General features: G+C 70.6%; 18 protein-coding genes. 3 read left to right on the top strand and 15 right to left on the bottom strand.

Annotation, left to right across the window (positions count from 1 at the left end; genetic code table 11):
• Nucleotides 1-15 precede the first annotated feature (15 nt).
• The 3 genes from rpsD to FHS34_RS34860 all read right to left on the bottom strand — a co-directional run bounded on the left by rpsD (nucleotide 16) and on the right by FHS34_RS34860 (nucleotide 2,988).
• Nucleotides 16-630 carry a 30S ribosomal protein S4 gene (gene rpsD, locus FHS34_RS34870; protein ID WP_018570215.1) on the bottom strand — a complete coding sequence of 205 codons (615 nt, stop codon included), beginning with the start codon at nucleotides 628-630 and terminating at the stop codon, nucleotides 16-18.
• Nucleotides 631-932: 302 nt separating this feature from the next.
• The gene (locus FHS34_RS34865) at nucleotides 933-2,288 is read right to left on the bottom strand and encodes a replication-associated recombination protein A (RefSeq protein WP_184973050.1); all 1,356 of its coding nucleotides are present in this window, start codon (nucleotides 2,286-2,288) and stop codon (nucleotides 933-935) included.
• A gap of 43 nt (nucleotides 2,289-2,331) precedes the next feature.
• Nucleotides 2,332-2,988, bottom strand: a complete 657-nt coding sequence (locus tag FHS34_RS34860) for a vitamin K epoxide reductase family protein (RefSeq protein WP_184973048.1) — start codon at nucleotides 2,986-2,988, stop codon at nucleotides 2,332-2,334.
• A gap of 51 nt (nucleotides 2,989-3,039) precedes the next feature.
• Here FHS34_RS34860 and FHS34_RS43880 point away from each other — a divergent pair, with 51 nt between their 5' ends.
• Entirely contained in the window at nucleotides 3,040-3,438 is a 399-nt protein-coding gene (locus FHS34_RS43880; RefSeq protein WP_313149693.1) for an ATP-binding cassette domain-containing protein, read from the top strand.
• Between the two features lie 121 nt (nucleotides 3,439-3,559).
• On the opposite strand, the gene hisS is transcribed toward FHS34_RS43880, so the two are convergent.
• Nucleotides 3,560-4,822, bottom strand: a complete 1,263-nt coding sequence (gene hisS, locus FHS34_RS34850) for a histidine--tRNA ligase (RefSeq protein ID WP_184973046.1) — start codon at nucleotides 4,820-4,822, stop codon at nucleotides 3,560-3,562.
• 11 nt (nucleotides 4,823-4,833) lie between these two features.
• On the bottom strand, nucleotides 4,834-5,541 hold the full coding sequence (locus tag FHS34_RS34845) for an MBL fold metallo-hydrolase (protein ID WP_184973044.1): 708 nt from the start codon (nucleotides 5,539-5,541) through the stop codon (nucleotides 4,834-4,836).
• A 168-nt stretch (nucleotides 5,542-5,709) separates the two neighbouring features.
• On the opposite strand from FHS34_RS34845, the gene FHS34_RS34840 reads away from it, so the two are divergent.
• Together FHS34_RS34840 and FHS34_RS34835 are read left to right on the top strand one after the other, a co-directional pair.
• Complete coding sequence (locus FHS34_RS34840) at nucleotides 5,710-6,531, top strand: peptidylprolyl isomerase (RefSeq protein ID WP_184973042.1); 822 nt, start codon at nucleotides 5,710-5,712, stop codon at nucleotides 6,529-6,531.
• Nucleotides 6,532-6,718: 187 nt separating this feature from the next.
• The gene (locus FHS34_RS34835; protein WP_184973040.1) at nucleotides 6,719-7,948 is read left to right on the top strand and encodes a DUF349 domain-containing protein; all 1,230 of its coding nucleotides are present in this window, start codon (nucleotides 6,719-6,721) and stop codon (nucleotides 7,946-7,948) included.
• A gap of 78 nt (nucleotides 7,949-8,026) precedes the next feature.
• On the opposite strand, the gene FHS34_RS34830 is transcribed toward FHS34_RS34835, so the two are convergent.
• The 10 genes from FHS34_RS34830 to pdxT all read right to left on the bottom strand — a co-directional run.
• Entirely contained in the window at nucleotides 8,027-10,561 is a 2,535-nt protein-coding gene (locus FHS34_RS34830) for a RelA/SpoT family protein (RefSeq protein WP_184973038.1), read from the bottom strand.
• Nucleotides 10,562-10,800: 239 nt separating this feature from the next.
• Nucleotides 10,801-11,349 carry an adenine phosphoribosyltransferase gene (locus tag FHS34_RS34825; protein ID WP_184973035.1) on the bottom strand — a complete coding sequence of 183 codons (549 nt, stop codon included), beginning with the start codon at nucleotides 11,347-11,349 and terminating at the stop codon, nucleotides 10,801-10,803.
• Nucleotides 11,346-12,452, bottom strand: coding sequence for a protein translocase subunit SecF (gene secF / locus FHS34_RS34820; protein WP_184973033.1), 1,107 nt, complete (start codon nucleotides 12,450-12,452; stop codon nucleotides 11,346-11,348). The genes FHS34_RS34825 and secF overlap by 4 nt, the downstream gene beginning before the upstream one ends.
• A 2-nt stretch (nucleotides 12,453-12,454) precedes the next feature.
• Nucleotides 12,455-14,245 carry a protein translocase subunit SecD gene (gene secD, locus FHS34_RS34815; RefSeq protein WP_184973031.1) on the bottom strand — a complete coding sequence of 597 codons (1,791 nt, stop codon included), beginning with the start codon at nucleotides 14,243-14,245 and terminating at the stop codon, nucleotides 12,455-12,457.
• A gap of 142 nt (nucleotides 14,246-14,387) precedes the next feature.
• Nucleotides 14,388-14,912 carry a preprotein translocase subunit YajC gene (yajC, locus tag FHS34_RS34810; RefSeq protein ID WP_184973029.1) on the bottom strand — a complete coding sequence of 175 codons (525 nt, stop codon included), beginning with the start codon at nucleotides 14,910-14,912 and terminating at the stop codon, nucleotides 14,388-14,390.
• 177 nt (nucleotides 14,913-15,089) lie between these two features.
• On the bottom strand, nucleotides 15,090-16,184 hold the full coding sequence (gene ruvB / locus FHS34_RS34805; RefSeq protein WP_184973027.1) for a Holliday junction branch migration DNA helicase RuvB: 1,095 nt from the start codon (nucleotides 16,182-16,184) through the stop codon (nucleotides 15,090-15,092).
• A gap of 25 nt (nucleotides 16,185-16,209) precedes the next feature.
• Nucleotides 16,210-16,815 (bottom strand): Holliday junction branch migration protein RuvA, encoded by a 606-nt coding sequence (ruvA, locus tag FHS34_RS34800; RefSeq protein WP_184973025.1) that lies wholly within the window; start codon nucleotides 16,813-16,815, stop codon nucleotides 16,210-16,212.
• Entirely contained in the window at nucleotides 16,812-17,351 is a 540-nt protein-coding gene (ruvC, locus tag FHS34_RS34795) for a crossover junction endodeoxyribonuclease RuvC (protein WP_184973023.1), read from the bottom strand. The genes ruvA and ruvC overlap by 4 nt, the downstream gene beginning before the upstream one ends.
• A 207-nt stretch (nucleotides 17,352-17,558) precedes the next feature.
• Complete coding sequence (locus tag FHS34_RS34790) at nucleotides 17,559-18,311, bottom strand: YebC/PmpR family DNA-binding transcriptional regulator (RefSeq protein WP_184973021.1); 753 nt, start codon at nucleotides 18,309-18,311, stop codon at nucleotides 17,559-17,561.
• Nucleotides 18,312-18,360: 49 nt separating this feature from the next.
• Nucleotides 18,361-18,639 (bottom strand): pyridoxal 5'-phosphate synthase glutaminase subunit PdxT (pdxT, locus tag FHS34_RS34785; protein ID WP_184973019.1); only part of this gene is annotated, 279 nt, incomplete at its 5' end.

The following is an 18,639-nucleotide window of genomic DNA, read 5'->3' as shown; positions in this document are numbered from 1 at the left end:
GCGCCTGGGCTGGGGTCAGCGGGCGTAGTACTCGACGACGAGCTGCTCGTCGCAGATCACCGGGATCTCCTTGCGGTTCGGCTCGCGGTCCAGGCGGAACGCCAGGGCCTTGAGGTTCACCTGGAGGTAACGCGGGGTCTCACCCTCGGGGGCGAAGCCACCCTCACGGGCGATCGTGAAGAGCGTCTTCTCCTTGGAGCGGTCGCGGACCTGCACGACGTCGTCCGGACGGACACGGAAGGACGGCTTGTCGACCTTCTGGCCGTTGACCTGGATGTGGCCGTGGACGACCATCTGGCGGGCCTGGTAGATCGTGCGGGCGATGCCCGAACGCAGGACCAGCGCGTCGAGACGGCGCTCGAGCTCGATGATCAGGGCCTCACCGGTCTTGCCCTGGACCTTGGAGGCACGCTCGTAGGCGCGGACGAGCTGGCGCTCGGACACGTCGTACTGCGCGCGCAGACGCTGCTTCTCGAGCAGACGGACCTTGTAGTCCGAGTTCTGCTTGCGGCCACGGCCGTGCTCACCCGGCGGGTAGGGGCGGGCCTCGAAGTACTTGACGGCCTTCGGCGTCAGCGCGATGCCGAGGGCACGCGACTTCTTGACCTTGGGGCGGGACTGGTTCGCCACTTGTTCTTCTCTTTCGTAGTTTCCGGCTTGCCAGAGTTAGGGAGGTCGCATCCGCAGCCGGGAAAACCCGTCGGGTCCGCAGGGGACCTGCCGGGCAGCCGCTTCCCTGGTCTGGGCACATACGTGCAGCACGCGAGTGGCCCACCGACCGTTCCCGGGATTCGGGTGGTGGTGGGCTGCCCGCGACACCGTTCGACGGTGCGCGACGCTCCTGGAGCCGGTCCGCGAGGGACCGGTTCTCCGGCCGGCTGTCCCGCTCTGACGGCACGGGACTCGGCACTTCGGGGCAGTCTACAGGGTGCTCAGGACCGCCTGCGACCGAGGCGCTTACGGGTCCATTCCACGGCGTCGGCGTATCTGGCCTCGGCACCGTGCCGGCCCGGCGTGTAGTACTCGCGGTCCTTCAGGGCGTCCGGGGCGTACTGCTGTTCGGCGATGCCCTCCGGCAGGTCGTGCGGGTACACGTACCCCTGGGCGTGGCCCAGCTTCGCGGCGCCCTTGTAGTGGCCGTCGCGCAGATGCGGCGGCACCGGGCCGGCCAGGCCCTTGCGCACGTCCTCCATGGCGGCGCCGATCGCGGTGGTGGCCGCGTTGGACTTGGGGGCGAGGGCCAGGGCGATGGTGGCGTGGCTGAGGGTGAGGGCGGCCTCGGGGAAGCCGATCATGGCGACGGCCTGGGCGGCGGCGACCGCGATCGGCAGCGCGTTCGGGTCGGCGAGGCCGATGTCCTCGCTGGCGGAGATCATCAGGCGGCGGGCGATGAACCGGGGGTCCTCGCCGGCCTCGATCATGCGGGCCAGGTAGTGCAGGGCCGCGTCGACGTCGGAGCCGCGGATGGACTTGATGAGGGCGCTGGCGACGTCGTAGTGCTGGTCGCCGTCGCGGTCGTACTTCACCGCCGCCCGGTCGACGGTCTGCTCCAGCGTCGACAGGGTGATCTCGCTCTCGCCCTGGTCCAGGGCGGCCCCGGCGGCGGCCTCCAGGGCGGTCAGGGCGCGGCGGGCGTCGCCGCCGGCGATCCGCAGCAGGTGCTCCTCGGTGTCCCCGGGGAGCGTGACGGCGTTCTTCAGGCCGCGTTCGTCGGCGAGAGCGCGCTCGAGCAGGCCCCGGATGTCGCCGTCGGTGAGGGGTTCGAGGGTGAGCAGGAGGGAGCGGGAGAGAAGGGGGGAGATCACCGAGAAGTACGGGTTCTCCGTGGTGGCCGCGATCAGGGTCACCCAGCGGTTCTCCACGGCCGGCAGCAGGGAGTCCTGCTGGGCCTTGCTGAAGCGGTGGATCTCGTCCAGGAAGAGGACGGTCTCCTTGCCGAAGCCGCCGATGGCGCGGCGGGCGCCGTCGATGACCGCGCGGACCTCCTTGACGCCCGCGGTGATCGCGGACAGCTCCACGAACCGCTTGTCGGTCGCCTTCGACACCACGTACGCCAGAGTGGTCTTGCCGGTGCCGGGCGGTCCCCAGAGGATCACCGAGGACGGTCCGGCGGGGCCGCCGGAGCCCTCGCCGACCAGGCGGCGCAGGGGCGAGCCGGCCTTCAGCAGATGCTGCTGGCCGACGACCTCGTCGAGTGTGCGCGGTCGCATGCGCACCGCCAGGGGGCTGCCTGCCGGGTCCTTCTCCTGGCGTTCTTCTGCTGCGGCGGTGAAGAGGTCGGGTTCCACGCTGAAACCCTAAAACACCCCACTGACAATCCCGCCCGGGCCGTCAGCTGGTCCAGAAGTCCCACCAGCGGGTCAGGACGAGCATGCCGATGATGCCGACGTGCAGGACCGGCAGCACCCAGGTGAACTCGCCGAAGAACGACTTCAGCCGGCCCGGGGACGGCAGGAAGCCGTTGCGGACGTTGAACGAGGTGACGTACCAGAACATGGTGATCGTGGCGACCCAGGCCAGCGAGCACCACAGGCACAGCGCGTTGATCCGGTACAGGGACTGGAACTGCAGCCAGGTGCAGAAGGCCACGCCGAACAGCGTGCCGAAGTTGAAGGTCAGCCAGTACCAGCGCGGGAACCGGGCGCGGGCCAGCAGGCTCATGCCGACGCAGATGACGATGCCGTAGCAGACCAGACCGAGCATCGGGTTGGGGAACCCGAAGGCGGCGGCCTGCTTGCTCTCCATGACGCTGCCGCAGGAGACGACCGGGTTGAGGCTGCATCCGGGGGTGAAGCTCTTGCCCGCGACCTTGGCCTCGAGGAGCTTGAACTTGTCGATCGTGATGACCCAGGCGGCCAGCAGTCCGGCCGCGCCGGTGATCACCAGCAGGATGGCGAGGGCACGGCTGCCGCCCACCGCGCGCGGGGCGTCGGCGGCCCGCTCCGGACCGGGCTCCGCGGAGACGTCGTTCACTGTGGTCTTGCTCATCACGCCGATTCCGTCACTTGAGAGTCGGACCATCTTCGGGCACCGGCCATTGTGCCGCACAGGCCTGTGCCTCCACCGTTCGGTGGACATAAGAAGGTACGCACGGCGGGCCCGGACCGCTCGGTTCCGGCCGGGGCCCGAGGGCATGAGCACACACGCGAACGAACGCGCGGGGGGCCGCGCGAGCGGTGCGGGGACCCGTCCGCGGTGGACGGTCCGGGTCTCGCGATCCGGCGCGGGAGGGTCTTCGGCCTGCTCGGACCCCATGGCGCGGGCGAGACCACCACACCGAAGGTCCTACGGGGCAACGGCTCACCGGACGCCGGCGGGATCACCGTCCTGAGCACCGGCCCGGCGACGGCCACGCGCGCAGGGAGATCCCGTGCGGGGATCGTCCGGCAGGACGAATCGCCGCCCGCCGCGTTGACGGGCCCGTGGGTCCGGCTGTGACCCGGCTCATCCGGGCGGATGACCGCCCCGGCGGCACACCGTGGCCGTCAGCGGCGCCATGGGCCACGGACCGCCCGGCCACCGAGAAGGGCGCCGGAGGGATCCGGCGCCCCTGTGGTCGCTAGCCGAGACGGGATTCCAGTTCCGCCACGATCTCGTTGACGCCGATCGCCGTCTGCTCACCGGACTCCATGTCCTTGAGCTGGACGACGCCTTCGGCGAGGTCGCGCTCGCCGGCCACGACGGTGTAGCGGGCGCCCGAGCGGTTGGCGTTCTTCATGGCGCCCTTCAGCCCCTTGCCGCCGTAGGCGAAGTCCGCCGCGACGCCCAGCTTGCGCAGCTCGGTGATCTTCGCGAAGAGCACCCGCCGGGCCTCGTCGCCGAGCGCGACCGCGTAGACGCTGGTCGCCGACGGGATGGCCAGTTCGATTCCCTCGGCCTCCAGGGCGAGGACCGTGCGGTCGACGCCGAGGGCCCAGCCGACGGACGGCAGCGCGGGGCCGCCGATCATCTCGGACAGGCCGTCGTACCGGCCGCCGCCGCCCACCGCGGACTGCGAGCCGAGGCCGTCGTGCACGAACTCGAAGGTGGTGCGGGTGTAGTAGTCCAGACCGCGCACCAGCTTCGGGTCGTCCTCGTAGGAGACGCCCGCCGCGGTGATCAGCTCGCGGACCTCCTCGTGGTACGCCTTGCAGGCGTCGCACAGGTAGTCGCGCAGCAGGGGCGCGCCGGTCAGCTGCTTCTGCACCGACTCACGCTTGTCGTCCAGGACGCGGAGCGGGTTGATGTCCACGCGCCGGCGGGTGTCCTCGTCCAGGTCCAGGCCGCGCAGGAAGTCCTGGAGCGCGGCCCGGTAGACGGGACGGCACTCCTTGTCGCCCAGCGAGTTCAGCAGGATGCGGAAGTCGCGCAGGCCCAGCGTGCGATACGCCTGGTCGGCCAGGATGATCAGCTCGGCGTCGAGCGCCGGGTCCTCCGCGCCGATCGCCTCGGCGCCGACCTGGGAGAAGTGGCGGTAGCGGCCCTTCTGGGGGCGCTCGTAGCGGTACTGCGAGCCCGAGTACCAGACCTTCACCGGGAGGTTGCCCGTCTTGTGGAGGTTGGCCTCCAGGACCGCGCGCAGCACGGGGGCGGTCGTCTCCGGACGCAGGGCCAGCCTGTCGCCGCCCTTCGTCTCGAAGACGTACATCTCCTTCGTCACGATGTCGGTGGACTCACCGACGCCGCGCGCGAACAGTTCCACGTTCTCGAAACCGGGCGTCTCGATGTAGCCGTAGCCGGAGTTGCGCAGCGGGGTGGCGATCGCCTCGCGGACGGCCAGGAACTTGGCGCTGTCCGGAGGCAGAAGGTCGTACGTGCCCTTGGGGGCCTTGAAAGTGCTCACGGAAATTCTCGTCACAATCCTCGTCGGGGAGTCTGCGCGGCTCCCTGGCCGGCGGCCACCTGCCGCAGGTAGGGGTTGGTGGCGCGCTCCTGGCCGATGGTCGTCTGGGGGCCGTGGCCGGACAGCACCACGGTGGAGTCGTCGAGCGGCAGGCACACACGGGCCAGCGACCGCAGCATGTCCTCCATGGATCCGCCCGGCATGTCGGTGCGTCCGATGGAGCCGGCGAACAGCAGGTCGCCCGAGAACATGATGGGCGGGATGTCCGCCGCCTCGGGCAGGCCGAAGGTCACCGACCCCTGGGTATGGCCCGGCGCGTGCGCGACGGAGAACTCCAGCCCGGCCAGCGGCAGGGTCGTGCCGTTCGTCAACTCCCTGACGTCGTCCGGCTCCCCCACGGTCAGCTCGCCCATCAGGGGCATGCCGATGGAGCGGCCGAGCGCCTTCTCGGGGTCGCTCATCATGTACCGGTCCTCGGGGTGGATCCAGGCCGGCACGTCGTGCGCTCCGCAGACGGGGACGACCGAGGCCACATGGTCGATGTGGCCGTGGGTGAGGACGACGGCGACGGGCTTGAGACGATGCTTCCTCAGCGTTTCCTCGACGCCTTCGGCGGCCTGGTGGCCGGGGTCGATGATCACGCACTCCTCACCGGCGGCGGGGGCGACGAGATAACAGTTCGTCCCCCAGGCCCCGGCGGGGAACCCGGCAATGAGCACGATCGTCCTTCGTAATGTCGGTTACTGGCGGCTTCAGCTGCTCTCAGAGCCTACCGGCGCTGCCGTTTCCTCAGCGAACCCATATACGGTACGGGGCTACACGCAGCGGTCGGCCCACGAGGACGTACGCGTCCCGTCCGACACACGACACGCATAGGAGAGAACCCGGTGGTCAGCCAGGAGCAGCGGCGGCGTCAGCTCGCCCGGGAGAAGTTCTTGCGGCAGCAGCAGCGGCGCACCGAGTCGCGGCGCAAGGCCCGTCTGCGCAACTCCGTGATCGCGTCGGTACTGGGCGTCGTCGTGATCGGCAGTGTCGCCCTGTACACGACCGGGGTGCTCAAGGACGACGACAAGAAGACCAACGCCGCCGCCGAGACGACGCCGAGTCCCACGCCGGCCGAGAAGCCCGCGGACCCGTGCAAGAAGGCGGCGGCCGGCTCGGTGAAGAAGCTGAGCTGGAAGAAGGAGCCGGCGATGAAGATCGACACGTCGGCGAAGTACACGCTGAAGCTCGCGACGACGTGCGGTGACATCGGCATCGCGCTGAAGACGGCCGCGGCCCCGCACACGGTCAACTCGTTCGACTTCCTCGCGGGCGAGGGCTACTTCGACCACACCAAGTGCCACCGCCTGACCACGCAGCAGATCTACGTCCTGCAGTGCGGCGACCCCCAGGGCACCGGCACGGGCGGTCCCGGCTACACGCTCCCGGACGAGAACCTCAAGGACAAGAGCCTGCAGAAGAACACCTATCCGGCGGGCACGGTGGCGATGGCCAACACCGGACAGGCGCACACCGGCGGCAGCCAGTTCTTCCTGGTGTTCAAGGACAGCCCGCTGCCGCCCAGCTACACCCCCTTCGGCACCATCGACGCGGCGGGCATGAAGGTGCTCGACAAGATCGCCAAGGCCGGGGAGAACACGGGCCGCGGGGACGGCGCGCCGAACGCGACGGTCGTGATCGACAAGGCCACGGTCGCCAAGTCCTGACCCCCGTCCCGACCCCGCGGGCCGGAGCCGATGCCGCACGTCGAGGTCGACGTGGCAGGTAGCGGAATTTCGGTCGCGCTGGATGCGGACAGGCCACCCGCTGGTCGCCTATGTTGGCCGTGACGAAACTGTGGACGATGCCCGGGGGTGCTGAGGCCCCCCGCAGGCATCATGTGGAGGAGGCGCTGTGAGCAGCGACCCGTGGGGCCGCGTCGACGAGACGGGGACCGTGTACGTGCGTACGGCCGACGGCGAGCAGGTCGTCGGTTCCTGGCAGGCCGGCTCCCCCGAGGAGGCGCTGGCCTACTTCGAGCGCAAGTACGAGGGCCTGGTTGTCGAGATCGGCCTCCTCGAAAAGCGAGTCAAGACCACCGACCTGTCGGCGAAGGACGCCCAGGTCGCCATCGACCACCTGCGCGAGCAGGTGGAGGCGCACCACGCGGTCGGCGACCTGGACGCGCTGCGGGCCCGGCTGGACAAGCTCGTGGAGACCGTCGACAAGCGCCGCGAGGAGCGCAAGGCGCAGCGGGCGAAGCAGTCCGACGAGGCCCGGCACGCCAAGGAGGCGCTGGTCGTCGAGGCGGAGGAGCTGGCCCAGTCGGACCAGTGGCGGGCGGCCGGTGAGCGGCTGCGGGCGCTGGTGGACACGTGGAAGGGGCTGCCGCGCCTGGACCGCAAGTCCGACGACGAGCTGTGGCACCGCTTCTCGCACGCCCGGTCGGCGTTCTCCAAGCGCCGCAAGGGGCACTTCGCGCAGCTGGACGCGCAGCGCGAGGAGGCCCGTCGCACCAAGGAGCGGCTGGTCGGCGAGGCGGAGGCGCTGTCGGGTTCGACGGACTGGGGGCCGACGGCCGCCCGTTACCGCGAGCTGATGGCGGAGTGGAAGGCCGCGGGCCGCGCCCAGCGCGAGCACGAGGACGACCTGTGGAACCGCTTCCGCGGTGCCCAGGACGTGTTCTTCGCCGCCCGCAGCTCGGTGTTCGCCGAGCGGGACGCCGAGCAGTCGGAGAACCTGAAGCTGAAGGAGGAGCTGGCCGAGGAGGCCGAGAAGCTCCTGCCGATCTCCGACCTGAAGTCCGCGCGGGCCGCCTTCCGCTCGGTCAACGAGCGCTGGGAGGCCATCGGTCACGTCCCGCGGGACGCGCGGCCGAAGGTCGAGGGCCGGATGCACGCCGTCGAGCGGGCGATCCAGGAGGCCGAGGAGGCCGAGTGGCGCCGGACGAACCCGGAGGCACGCGCGCGTGCCGAGGGCCTCACCGGTCAGCTGCAGGCCGCCGTGGACAAGCTGAGGGCGCAGATCGAGCAGGCGCGCGCCCAGGGCAACAACGCGAAGGCCGACAAGCTGGAGAGGGAGCTGGAGGGCCGCCAGGCGCTCCTGGACCAGGCTCTGAAGGGCCTGCACGAGTTCGGCGGCTGATCCGCCCGCCGGTCAGGTGAAAGGGCCCCGTACGGTCGTACGGGGCCCTTTGCCGTGGGTGCCTGCGGCCCTGGGTGCCTAGGACCGGCTGCGGCCGGACGTCACGCGGTAGACGTCGTACACGCCTTCCACGCCCCGTACGGCCTTCAGGACGTGGCCGAGGTGCTTGGGGTCGCCCATCTCGAAGGTGAAGCGCGAGGTGGCCACCCGGTCCCGGGACGTCTGGACGGCCGCCGAGAGGATGTTGACGTGCTGGTCGGACAGGACCCGGGTGACGTCCGACAGCAGACGGGAGCGGTCCAGGGCCTCCACCTGGATGGCGACCAGGAAGACCGACGACTGGGTGGGTGCCCACTCGACGTCGAGGATGCGCTCCGGCTCGCGGGACAGTGAGTCGACGTTGACGCAGTCGCTGCGGTGAACCGATACGCCACTGCCGCGCGTGACGAAGCCGATGATCGGGTCGCCGGGCACCGGCGTGCAGCAGCGGGCCAGCTTGACCCACACGTCGTCGACGCCCTTGACGACGACACCCGGGTCGGCACTGGAACGGCGCTTGCGGCTGCGGCTGCGCGACGGCGGGACGGCCTCGTCGATCTCCTCGCTGGCGGCCTCCTCGCCGCCGAGGGCCTGGACGAGCTTCTGCACGATGTTCGGTGCGGAGACATGGCCCTCGCCGATCGCCGCGTACAGCGCGGAGATGTCGGAGTAGCGCATCTCGTGCGCGAGCGTGACGAGCGAGTCGCCGGTCAGGATGCGCTGGATCGGCAGGTTCTGCTTGCGCATGGCGCGGACGATGGCGTCCTTGCCGTGCTCGATCGCCTCGTCACGGCGTTCCTTGGAGAACCAGGCCCGGATCTTGTTGCGCGCCCGGGGCGACTTGACGAAGCCGAGCCAGTCGCGGGACGGGCCGGCGCCGGACGCCTTGGAGGTGAAGACCTCCACCAGGTCGCCGTTGTCCAGGGTGGACTCGAGCGGTACGAGCCTGCCGTTGACCCGCGCTCCTATGGTGCGGTGGCCGACCTCGGTGTGCACGGCGTACGCGAAGTCCACCGGGGTGGCACCGGCGGGCAGCGCGATGACGTCGCCCTTGGGGGTGAAGACGAAGACCTCGTTGCGGGACAGGTCGAAGCGCAGGGACTCCAGGAACTCGCCCGGGTCCTCCGTCTCCTTCTGCCAGTCCAGCAGCTGGCGCAGCCACGCCATGTCGTTGAGGTGGTCGTCCTTCTTGCCGGCCTTGGGGACGTCGGTGCGGACCTTCGAGGCGCCGGCGACGGCCTCCTGCTTGTACTTCCAGTGCGCGGCGATGCCGTACTCGGCGCGGCGGTGCATGTCGAAGGTGCGGATCTGCAGCTCGACCGGCTTGCCGTTGGGGCCGATCACCGTCGTGTGCAGCGACTGGTACATGTTGAACTTGGGCATCGCGATGTAGTCCTTGAACCGGCCGGGGACCGGGTTCCATCGCGCGTGCACCGTGCCGAGGGCGGCGTAGCAGTCGCGGACCGTGTCGACGAGGACGCGGATGCCCACCAGGTCGTAGATCTCGGCGAAGTCGCGGCCCCGCACGATCATCTTCTGGTAGACGCTGTAGTAGTGCTTCGGGCGGCCGGTGACGGTCGCCTTGATGCGGGCGGCCCGCAGGTCGGTCTGGACCTCGTCGGTCACTATGGCCAGGTATTCGTCACGCTTCGGTGCCCGCTCGGCCACCAGCCGTACGATCTCGTCGTACATCTTGGGGTAGAGGATCGCGAACGCGAGGTCCTCCAGCTCCCACTTGATGGTGTTCATGCCGAGGCGGTGGGCGAGCGGCGCGTAGATCTCCAGGGTCTCGCGCGCCTTCTTCTCCTGCTTCTCGCGCTTGAGGTAGCGCATGGTGCGCATGTTGTGCAGGCGGTCGGCGAGCTTGATGACCAGGACGCGGGGGTCCTTGGCCATGGCGACGACCATCTTGCGCACGGTCTCGGCCTGGGCGGCCTCGCCGAACTTGACCTTGTCCAGCTTGGTCACGCCGTCGACGAGCAGGGCGACGACGTCGCCGAAGTCGCGGCGCAGGTCCTCCAGGCCGTACTCGGTGTCCTCGACCGTGTCGTGCAGCAGCCCCGCCATCAGCGTGGCCGGGTCCATGCCCAGCTCGGCGAGGATGGTGGTGACGGCGAGCGGATGCGTGATGTACGGGTCGCCGCTCTTGCGCTTCTGGCCGCGGTGCCAGCGCTCGGCGACCTGGTAGGCGCGCTCGATCTGGCGCAGCGTGGAGTTCTCGATCTTGGGGTCGTTGCTGCGCACTATCCGCAGCAGCGGCTCCAGGACGGGGTTGTACGGGTTCGCGCGCTGGACGCCGAGGCGGGCGAGGCGGGCCCGCACGCGGTTGGAGGAGCCGGAGCGGGTGGGGGGCGCGGCGGGCTGGCGCACCACCGGGGGCTGCGCCGGGCGCTCGGGCGGGGCCGGCTTGGGGCGCGCGGACTCGGCGCTCTTCTCGACGGGCGCGGACTGGGCGTGCTCCACCGTCCCACGGGTGTCGTTCTTCACGTGGGAAGCGCTCGGCGCGGGCTTGGCCGTGGCGGCCGAGGCGGGCTCGGGCTTGGCGGCGGTCAGTGGCTGGGCCTCGTCTGGCAAGAGGGCTCCTCGTGCGCGATCCGGGTCCCCCGGTCAGGCTCCGGAGACCCCATGGTAGCGATCCTGCGCCCGCTCATCGCCTGCAGGCGGCTGTGAGGACCGACTACCCGTGCAACGCGCGGGACTCCCCTGGGATTCCTGGAGATGTCCCCGGGGGGTTCTCCGGGTGTGCGGCGGGTGTCCGTACGGCGACGGCCGCCCCGGGGATCCCGGGGCGGCCGTTTCGCCGTGCGGATCGCTCAGACCTGCAGCAGGGCGTCCAGCGGGGCCCCGCCCAGCGCCCGCTCAAGGCGGGCCCTGCCGCCCAGGAAGCCCAGTTCCATCAGGACCGCGAGGCCGCAGACCTCGGCGCCCGCGCGCTGGATGAGCTGGATCGCGGCCTCGGCGGTGCCGCCGGTGGCCAGGACGTCGTCCACGATCAGGACGCGGTCGCCCGCGGCCAGATCCTCGGCGTGCACCTCGATCTCCGCCGAGCCGTACTCCAGGTCGTACGCCTGGCGCAGGGTCGCTCCGGGCAGCTTGCCCGCCTTGCGGACGGGGATGAAGCCCAGGCCCGCGCGGACGGCGACCGGGGCGCCCAGGATGAAGCCCCGGGCCTCCAGGCCGACGACCTTGGTCGCGCCGGTGCCGGCGGCGATCCCGGCGAGCGCGTCGGTGAGCGCGGTGAAGGCCGCCGGGTCGGCCAGGAGCGGGGTGATGTCCTTGAACATCACGCCCGGCTCCGGATAGTCGGCGACATCACGGATGCGGCTGAGCAGCAGCGCCGGGACGTCCGCGAGCTCGGTCATCGGCGCTTCCCCGAGGTCCGGCCGCGGCCCCGGTTGCGGGACGCGGGCTGGTTGCGCGGGCCGACGACGGCGGGGGCCGCGTCGTCGGTGTCGTCATCGCCGGTGCGGGCCTGCGCGGCGTCCTCGTCCGTGGCGGCCTGGGCGCGCTTGGCCAGGACCCGCTTGGTGAGGGCCTTCATCGCCGGCTCGCGCTCCTTGAGGTCGGCGACGAGCGGCGTGGCGATGAAGATCGACGAGTAGGCACCGGCCGCGAGGCCGACGAACAGCGACAGCGAGATGTCGTTGAGCGTGCCCGCGCCGAGGAAGCCGCCGCCGATGAAGAGCAGACCGGCGACCGGCAGCAGGGCGACGACCGTGGTGTTGATGGAGCGGACCAGGGTGCCGTTGATCGACCGGTTGGCGATGTCGCTGTAGGTGAAGCGGGTCTGCTTGGTGATGTCCTTCGTCTGCTCCTTGAGGCTGTCGAAGACGACGACCGTGTCGTAGAGCGAGTAACCGAGGATGGTCAGCAGACCGATGACCGTGCCGGGCGTGACCTCGAAGCCGACCAGGGCGTAGATACCGGTCGTGATGGTGATGTCGTGGATCAGCGCGACCAGGGCCGCGACGGCCATCCGCCACTCGAAGGCGATCGCCAGGTAGATCACCACGAGGACCATGAAGATCGCCAGGCCCTCCCAGGCCTTGCTGGCGATCTGCTCGCCCCAGCTCGGGCCGACCAGGTCGGCGGCGAGCTTCTCGGGGTCGAGGTTCAGGTCCTTGGCCAGCTCCTGCTTGACCTTGTTGGACTGGTCGGTGTCGATGCCCGCGATCTGGATGCGCAGGCTGCCGTTTCCGAGCTTCTGCACGACCGACTGGTGGCCGGAGGCCTGATTGGCGTAGTCCTCCGCCTGGGCCACCGACGTGCTCATCTTCGTGGGCGTCGTGAAGACCGCGCCGCCCTGGAACTCGATGCCCATGTTCAGGCCGCGCACCGCGAGGCCGACGATCGCCGTGATGGTGATCAGGATCGAGATGCCGTACCAGATCTTGCGCTTGCCGACGAAGTCGTAGCTGATCTCGCCGCGGTGCAGTCGTGCGCCGAGGTCGCCGAGTTTGGACATGCTCACGCCTCCTTGGTGTCGACGGAACCGGCGGCGGGACCGGCGGGACGGCGGGTGCGGCGCAGCGGCGGCTTGGCACCCAGGCTCTTCGGGTCGAGGCCGGACCACTTGTGGCCGTTCGCGAAGAACTTGCGGCGGGCGAGCAGCGTCATCAGCGGCTTGGTGAAGAAGAAGACGACGACCACGTCGAGCACGGTGGTCAGGCCGAGCGTGAACGCGAAGCCCCGCACCTTGCCGACGGTCACGATGAACAGCACCGCGGCGGCGAGGAACGACACGAAGTCGGAGACCAGGATGGTGCGCCGGGCACGCGGCCAGGCCCTCTCGACGGCGGGACGCAGCGTGCGGCCCTCGCGGATCTCGTCCCTTATGCGTTCGAAGTACACGATGAACGAGTCCGCGGTGATACCGATGGCGACGATGGCACCGCAGACGGCCGGCAGGTTCAGGGCGAACCCGATGGCCGGGCCGAGCAGCGTCATGATCAGGTAGGTGAGCATCGCCGAGACCAGCAGGGAGGCCATGGCGACGACCGACAGGCCGCGGTAGTAGACCACCAGGTAGATCACGACCAGCGCGAGACCGATCGCGCCGGCGAGCAGACCGGCGTGCAGCTGCTCACCGCCGAGCGCGGCGGTGACGGTGGTGACGGACTGCTCCTGGAAGGACAGCGGCAGGGCGCCGTACGACAGCATGTTGGCCAGGCCCTGCGCCTCGTCCTGCTGGAAGCTGCCGGAGATCTCCGCCTGGCCGCCGGTGATGGCCGTCCGCACGAACGGGCTGGAGACGACCTCGCCGTCCAGGACGATGCCGAACTCGTTCTGCGGCTGCTGGTTCTTGGCCAGCTCGCCGGTGATGTCGGCGAACTTGTCGGCACCGGACTTGGTGAAGGTCATCTGCACCTGCCAGCCGGAGGCGCCCTGGGTGTCGAAGACCGCCTGGGCCTTCTTCACCTCGGTGCCGTCCACGCCGGCGGGGCCGAGCAGGTACTTGTACCAGGCCTTGTCGACCTGGCCGCAGGCCACGGTGGGGTCGCCGGGCTTGACGTTCTTGCCGGCCTTGGCGCGGTCGGCGGGCTTGGTGCAGTCCAGGGCGGCGTACTGCGCCTGGAGCTGCTTGGTGTCCGCGCCCGAGCCGCTGCCGGAGGAGGCCGAGGGGCTGGGCGACGGCTTGCCGCTGCCGGAGGCGGAGCCGCTCGGCGAGGGGGTGGAGCCGGCCTTCAGCGCGTCGGTGACGGCGCGGCCCTGGGAGGTCGCCGTGGCCGTCGGGGACGGGGAGCCGGACGAGGAGCCCTTCTGCTTCGAGGAGGCGCTCGACGACGGGCTCGCGCTCGGCTTGGGCGAGGAGCTGCCGCCGGTGGACGCGCTCGGCGAGGGGCTGCCCGCGGGGCCGCTGGCCTCCTGGGCCAGGACCGGCCGGAAGTACAGCTTGGCGGTGGTGCCGACCTGCTCCTGGGCCTCCTTGGAGTTGGTGCCCTTGGGGATGTTGACGATGATGTTGTCGGATCCCTGGGTCTGCACCTCCGCCTCGGAGACGCCAAGACCGTTGACACGGCGGTTCATGATGTCGACCGCGGTGTCCATGTTGGCCTTGTTGATCGCGGACCCCTGGTCGGCCTTCGCCTTGAGCGTGATGCTCGTACCACCGGCGAGGTCGATGCCGAGACGCGGAGTCTTGTGCCCGGAGGCGAACATCCCCCCGGTGAGCGCCACGATGGCGATCAGGATGAGGGCCAGCGAGCGCCCTGGCTTGCTCGGGGCGCTCGCGTTACGGCCCCTCTTAGGTGCTGCCACCTTCTCGTACTCCCTCTCGGGCCGCCCCGCGCCCGGTCGGCGCGGTCGGCCATGACATGGTGTCGGGCTCCCGTGCGGGAACAGACGCGCCCGGGACTCGCGGGGGCGCCGTCATGCCGCCGCCGCGCCTCCCGGGGCGTGACTACTTCGCGTCGGAGTCGCCGTCGGTCTTCTTGGACTCGTCCTCCGCCTTGGCCTCGGCGGCGTCGGCCTTGTCCTCGGCGGCCTGGATCGCGTCCTCGCCGCGCTCGGCGGCGTCCTTCTTACCGAGGTCGAGCTTGCCGTCGGCGGCGGCAGCGGCGGCGGAACCGTCGGTCTCGTCGGTCTCGGTGAGGGAGGAGGCGTCGTCCGGGACGATGCCGGCGCCGGACTTCAGGTCGTGCTCGACGCCGTGGACGATGCGGTTGTACTCGTCGTCGGTGAGGACGGCGCCGATGGCGTTCTTGGCGAAGAGGAGCTCGACGCCCGGTCCGGCGTCGAGGAGGACCGTGTCCTCGTTGACCTCCTTGACCGTCGCGTACATACCCCCGATCGTGCGGACACCCGAGCCGGGCTGCATCTCGTTCCGCATGTTGGCGGCCTGCTGCTGCTTCTTCTTGGCCGAGCGCGTCATCAGGAACATGGCCGCGATGAGCACGATGAACGGGAGAAGGGTATAGGCATTCACGGGACGGAAATTCCTTCGCGCGACCGCGCGGTGAGCGGCCTGTTGGATGGGGGCGGGGGTCGGCGCCGCCCGCAAGGGCGGCATCGGCGGAGTCTAAGCGAGTCCGCTCGCATGGAACAACGCTCAGCATGGCACCTGGGTTCCTGCTGGGCCACCGCCCTCGCCGGGCGGCGGCCATCACGCCCCGAACAGGTCCTGTTGTCCGTTTCCCCCGGCCGGCGGGCGCGGCGGGGTGAGGCCGAGATGCGCCCATGCCGCGGGCGTGGCCACCCGGCCGCGCGGGGTACGGGCGAGCAGGCCCTCCCGGACCAGGAACGGCTCGGCGACCTCCTCCACGGTCTCCCGCTCCTCCCCCACCGCGACGGCGAGGGTGGACAGGCCGACCGGTCCGCCGCCGAACAGCTTCAGCAGCGCCTCCAGGACCGCGCGGTCGAGGCGGTCGAGGCCGCGGGTGTCGACCTCGTAGACGGCGAGGGCGGCGGCCGCGACCTCGCGGGTGATCACCCCGTCGGCCTTGACCTGCGCATAGTCGCGGACGCGGCGCAGCAGACGGTTGGCGATGCGGGGCGTGCCCCGGGAGCGGCCGGCGATCTCGGCGGCGCCGTCCGGGTCGATCTCGACGTCCAGCAGGTGCGCCGAGCGGTGGACGACGCGCTCCAGCTCGTGCGGTTCGTAGAACTCCATGTGCGCGGTGAAGCCGAAGCGGTCGCGCAGCGGGGGCGGCAGCAGGCCCGCGCGCGTGGTGGCGCCGACCAGGGTGAACGGCGGCAGCTCCAGCGGGATCGCGGTGGCGCCGGGGCCCTTGCCGACGATGACGTCGACGCGGAAGTCCTCCATCGCCATGTAGAGCATCTCCTCGGCGGGCCGGGACATCCGGTGGATCTCGTCGAGGAAGAGCACCTCGCCCTCCTGGAGGGAGGAGAGGATCGCGGCGAGGTCGCCGGCGTGCTGGATGGCGGGGCCCGAGGTGATGCGGATGGGGGCGCCCATCTCGGCCGCGATGATCATCGACAGGGTGGTCTTGCCGAGCCCGGGCGCGCCGGAGAGCAGCACGTGGTCGGCGGTGGCGCCCCGCGCGCGTGCGGCGCGCAGGACCAGGTCGAGCTGTTCGCGGACCTTCTCCTGGCCGATGAACTCACCCAGGTCCTTGGGGCGCAGGGCGGCCTCGACGGCCTGGTCCTCCCGGTCGGCGACGGAGCCCACCAGCCGCTCCTCGGCGGGACCGACGGGCCGCTCCTCGGCGGAGGGGTCGGTCGTGTCGTCCCAGTTCATGAATGTGCCTCGTCAGTGTTCGGGGTCAGCGGGCGCGGTTCAGGGTCTGCAGGGCCGCCTTCAGCAGCTGTCCGACCTGCGGGGTGCCGCCCGCGGCCTCGGCCTGCGGTGCGACGGCGGTCACGGCCTCGTCGGCCTCGCGGGTGGCGTAGCCGAGGCCGATGAGGGCCGCGTGCAGCTGGTCGCGCCAGCCCTGGCTGACCGGAGCGCCGATCGCGGGGGCGCCGACGGGTTCGCCGAGGCGGTCCTTCAGCTCCAGCAGCAGCTTCTGGGCACCCTTCTTGCCGATGCCGGGGACGGCGGTGAGGGCCTTCTCGTCGCCGGTGGCCACGGCGCGGCGCAGCGCGTCCGGGGTGTGCACGGCCAGCATGGCCTGGGCGAGGCGAGGGCCGACGCCGCTCGCGGTCTGCAGCAGTTCGAAGACCTGGCGCTCGTCGTCGTCGGCGAAGCCGTACAGGGTGAGCGAGTCCTCGCGGACGACGAGGGAGGTGTGCAGCTTGGCGGGCTGACCGAGGCGCAGCGTGGACAGGGTGTTCGGGGTGCACTGGACGGCCATGCCGACGCCGCCGACCTCGACGACCGCGGCGTCGGGGGCGAGTGCGGCGACCGTGCCGCTGACGAAGGCGATCATGCCGTACGGCCTTTCGTTGCGTGGACTGCATGCCGGGCGACGGCCTGCTGGAGTCGGTTCTGGGCGGGGGCCCGCCAGATGTGGCAGATGGCGAGCGCGAGGGCGTCGGCGGCGTCCGCGGGCCTGGGCGGCTCGGCGAGCCGCAGCAGCCGGGTGACCATGGCGCCGACCTGCGCCTTGTCGGCACGTCCGCTGCCCGTGACGGCGGCCTTGACCTCGCTGGGGGTGTGCAGGGCGACGGGGATGCCGCGCCGGGCGGCACACAGCATCGCGACGGCGCTGGCCTGGGCGGTGCCCATCACCGTGCGCACGTTGTGCTGGCTGAAGACGCGCTCCACGGCGACGTACTCCGGCCGGTGTTCGTCCAGCCACTGCTCGATGCCCTGCTCGACGGCGAGGAGGCGGTGGCTGAGCTCCGCGTCGGCGGGGGTCCGGACGACCCCGACACCGATCATGGTGAGCGGACGGCCCGCGACCCCCTCGACGACGCCGACCCCGCACCGGGTCAGGCCGGGGTCCACCCCCAGTACGCGCACGCGCCCCTCCCCTTCTCCGTGGCCGGACCGCCGCCGCTCCCGCGGACCCGGCCGGACACCGCCGTCGTTCCGCGGCCGGTGTCCGCGGACCGCGGACGGTGATCTTTCTCCTGCACGCCAGGCTATCCGCTGCCACTGACAACGACGGCGGGCCGGTGGGATGTGTCCCACCGGCCCGCCGAAGAAGGTGCTGAGCTCGCGGCGGCGCTACGCGTCGACCTTCTCCATGATCTCGTCGCTGACGTCGAAGTTGGCGAAGACGTTCTGCACGTCGTCGCTGTCCTCCAGCGCGTCGATCAGCTTGAAGATCTTCTTCGCGCCCTCCTCGTCCAGTTCGACCTGGACGGACGGCACGAAGCTGGAGTCGGCGGAGTCGTAGTCGATGCCGGCCTCCTGGAGGGCGGTGCGGACCGCGACCAGGTCGGTGGCCTCGCTGATGACCTCGAAGGTCTCACCGAGGTCGTTGACCTCCTCGGCGCCCGCGTCCAGGACCGCGTCGAGGACGTCGTCCTCGCTCAGCTCGCCCTTGGGGACGATGACGACGCCCTTGCGGCTGAACATGTACGACACGGAACCGGGGTCGGCCATGTTGCCGCCGTTGCGGGTCATGGCGACGCGCACGTCGGAGGCGGCGCGGTTGCGGTTGTCGGTGAGGCACTCGATGAGCACCGCGACGCCGTTGGGACCGTAGCCCTCGTACATGATCGTCTCGTAGTCGGCGCCGCCGGCCTCAAGGCCGCCTCCGCGCTTGATGGCCGAGTCGATGTTCTTGTTGGGAACCGACTGCTTCTTGGCCTTCTGCACGGCGTCGTAGAGGGTCGGGTTGCCCTCGAGGTCGACGCCGCCCATCCGCGCCGCGACCTCGATGTTCTTGATCAGCTTCGCGAAGAGCTTGCCGCGCTTGGCGTCGATCACGGCCTTCTTGTGCTTCGTCGTAGCCCATTTAGAGTGGCCGGACATCTGCCTGTCTCCTTCGCGTAACCCATCTCTGCAACGAACTCCAGAGATCCTACAAGGACTCCGGTGTCCGGTCGGCGCGCACCATGTCGACGAACAGGGAGTGCACTCGGTGGTCTCCGGTCAGCTCCGGGTGGAACGACGTGGCGAGCGCGTTGCCCTGCCGGACGGCGACGATGTGGCCGTCGTGCTCGGCTAGCACCTCGGTTCCGGCGCCCACGGATTCGACCCAGGGAGCGCGGATGAAGACGCCCTCCACGGGATCGCCGTCGACTCCGCGGATGTCGACCGCGGCCTCGAAGGACTCGTTCTGCCGTCCGAAGGCGTTGCG

The organism is Streptomyces echinatus, from assembly GCF_014203595.1.
Lineage (GTDB): Bacteria > Actinomycetota > Actinomycetes > Streptomycetales > Streptomycetaceae > Streptomyces > Streptomyces echinatus.
Note: the sequence above shows the minus strand (reverse complement) of the source record. Positions and strands in the feature narration are given on the sequence as shown.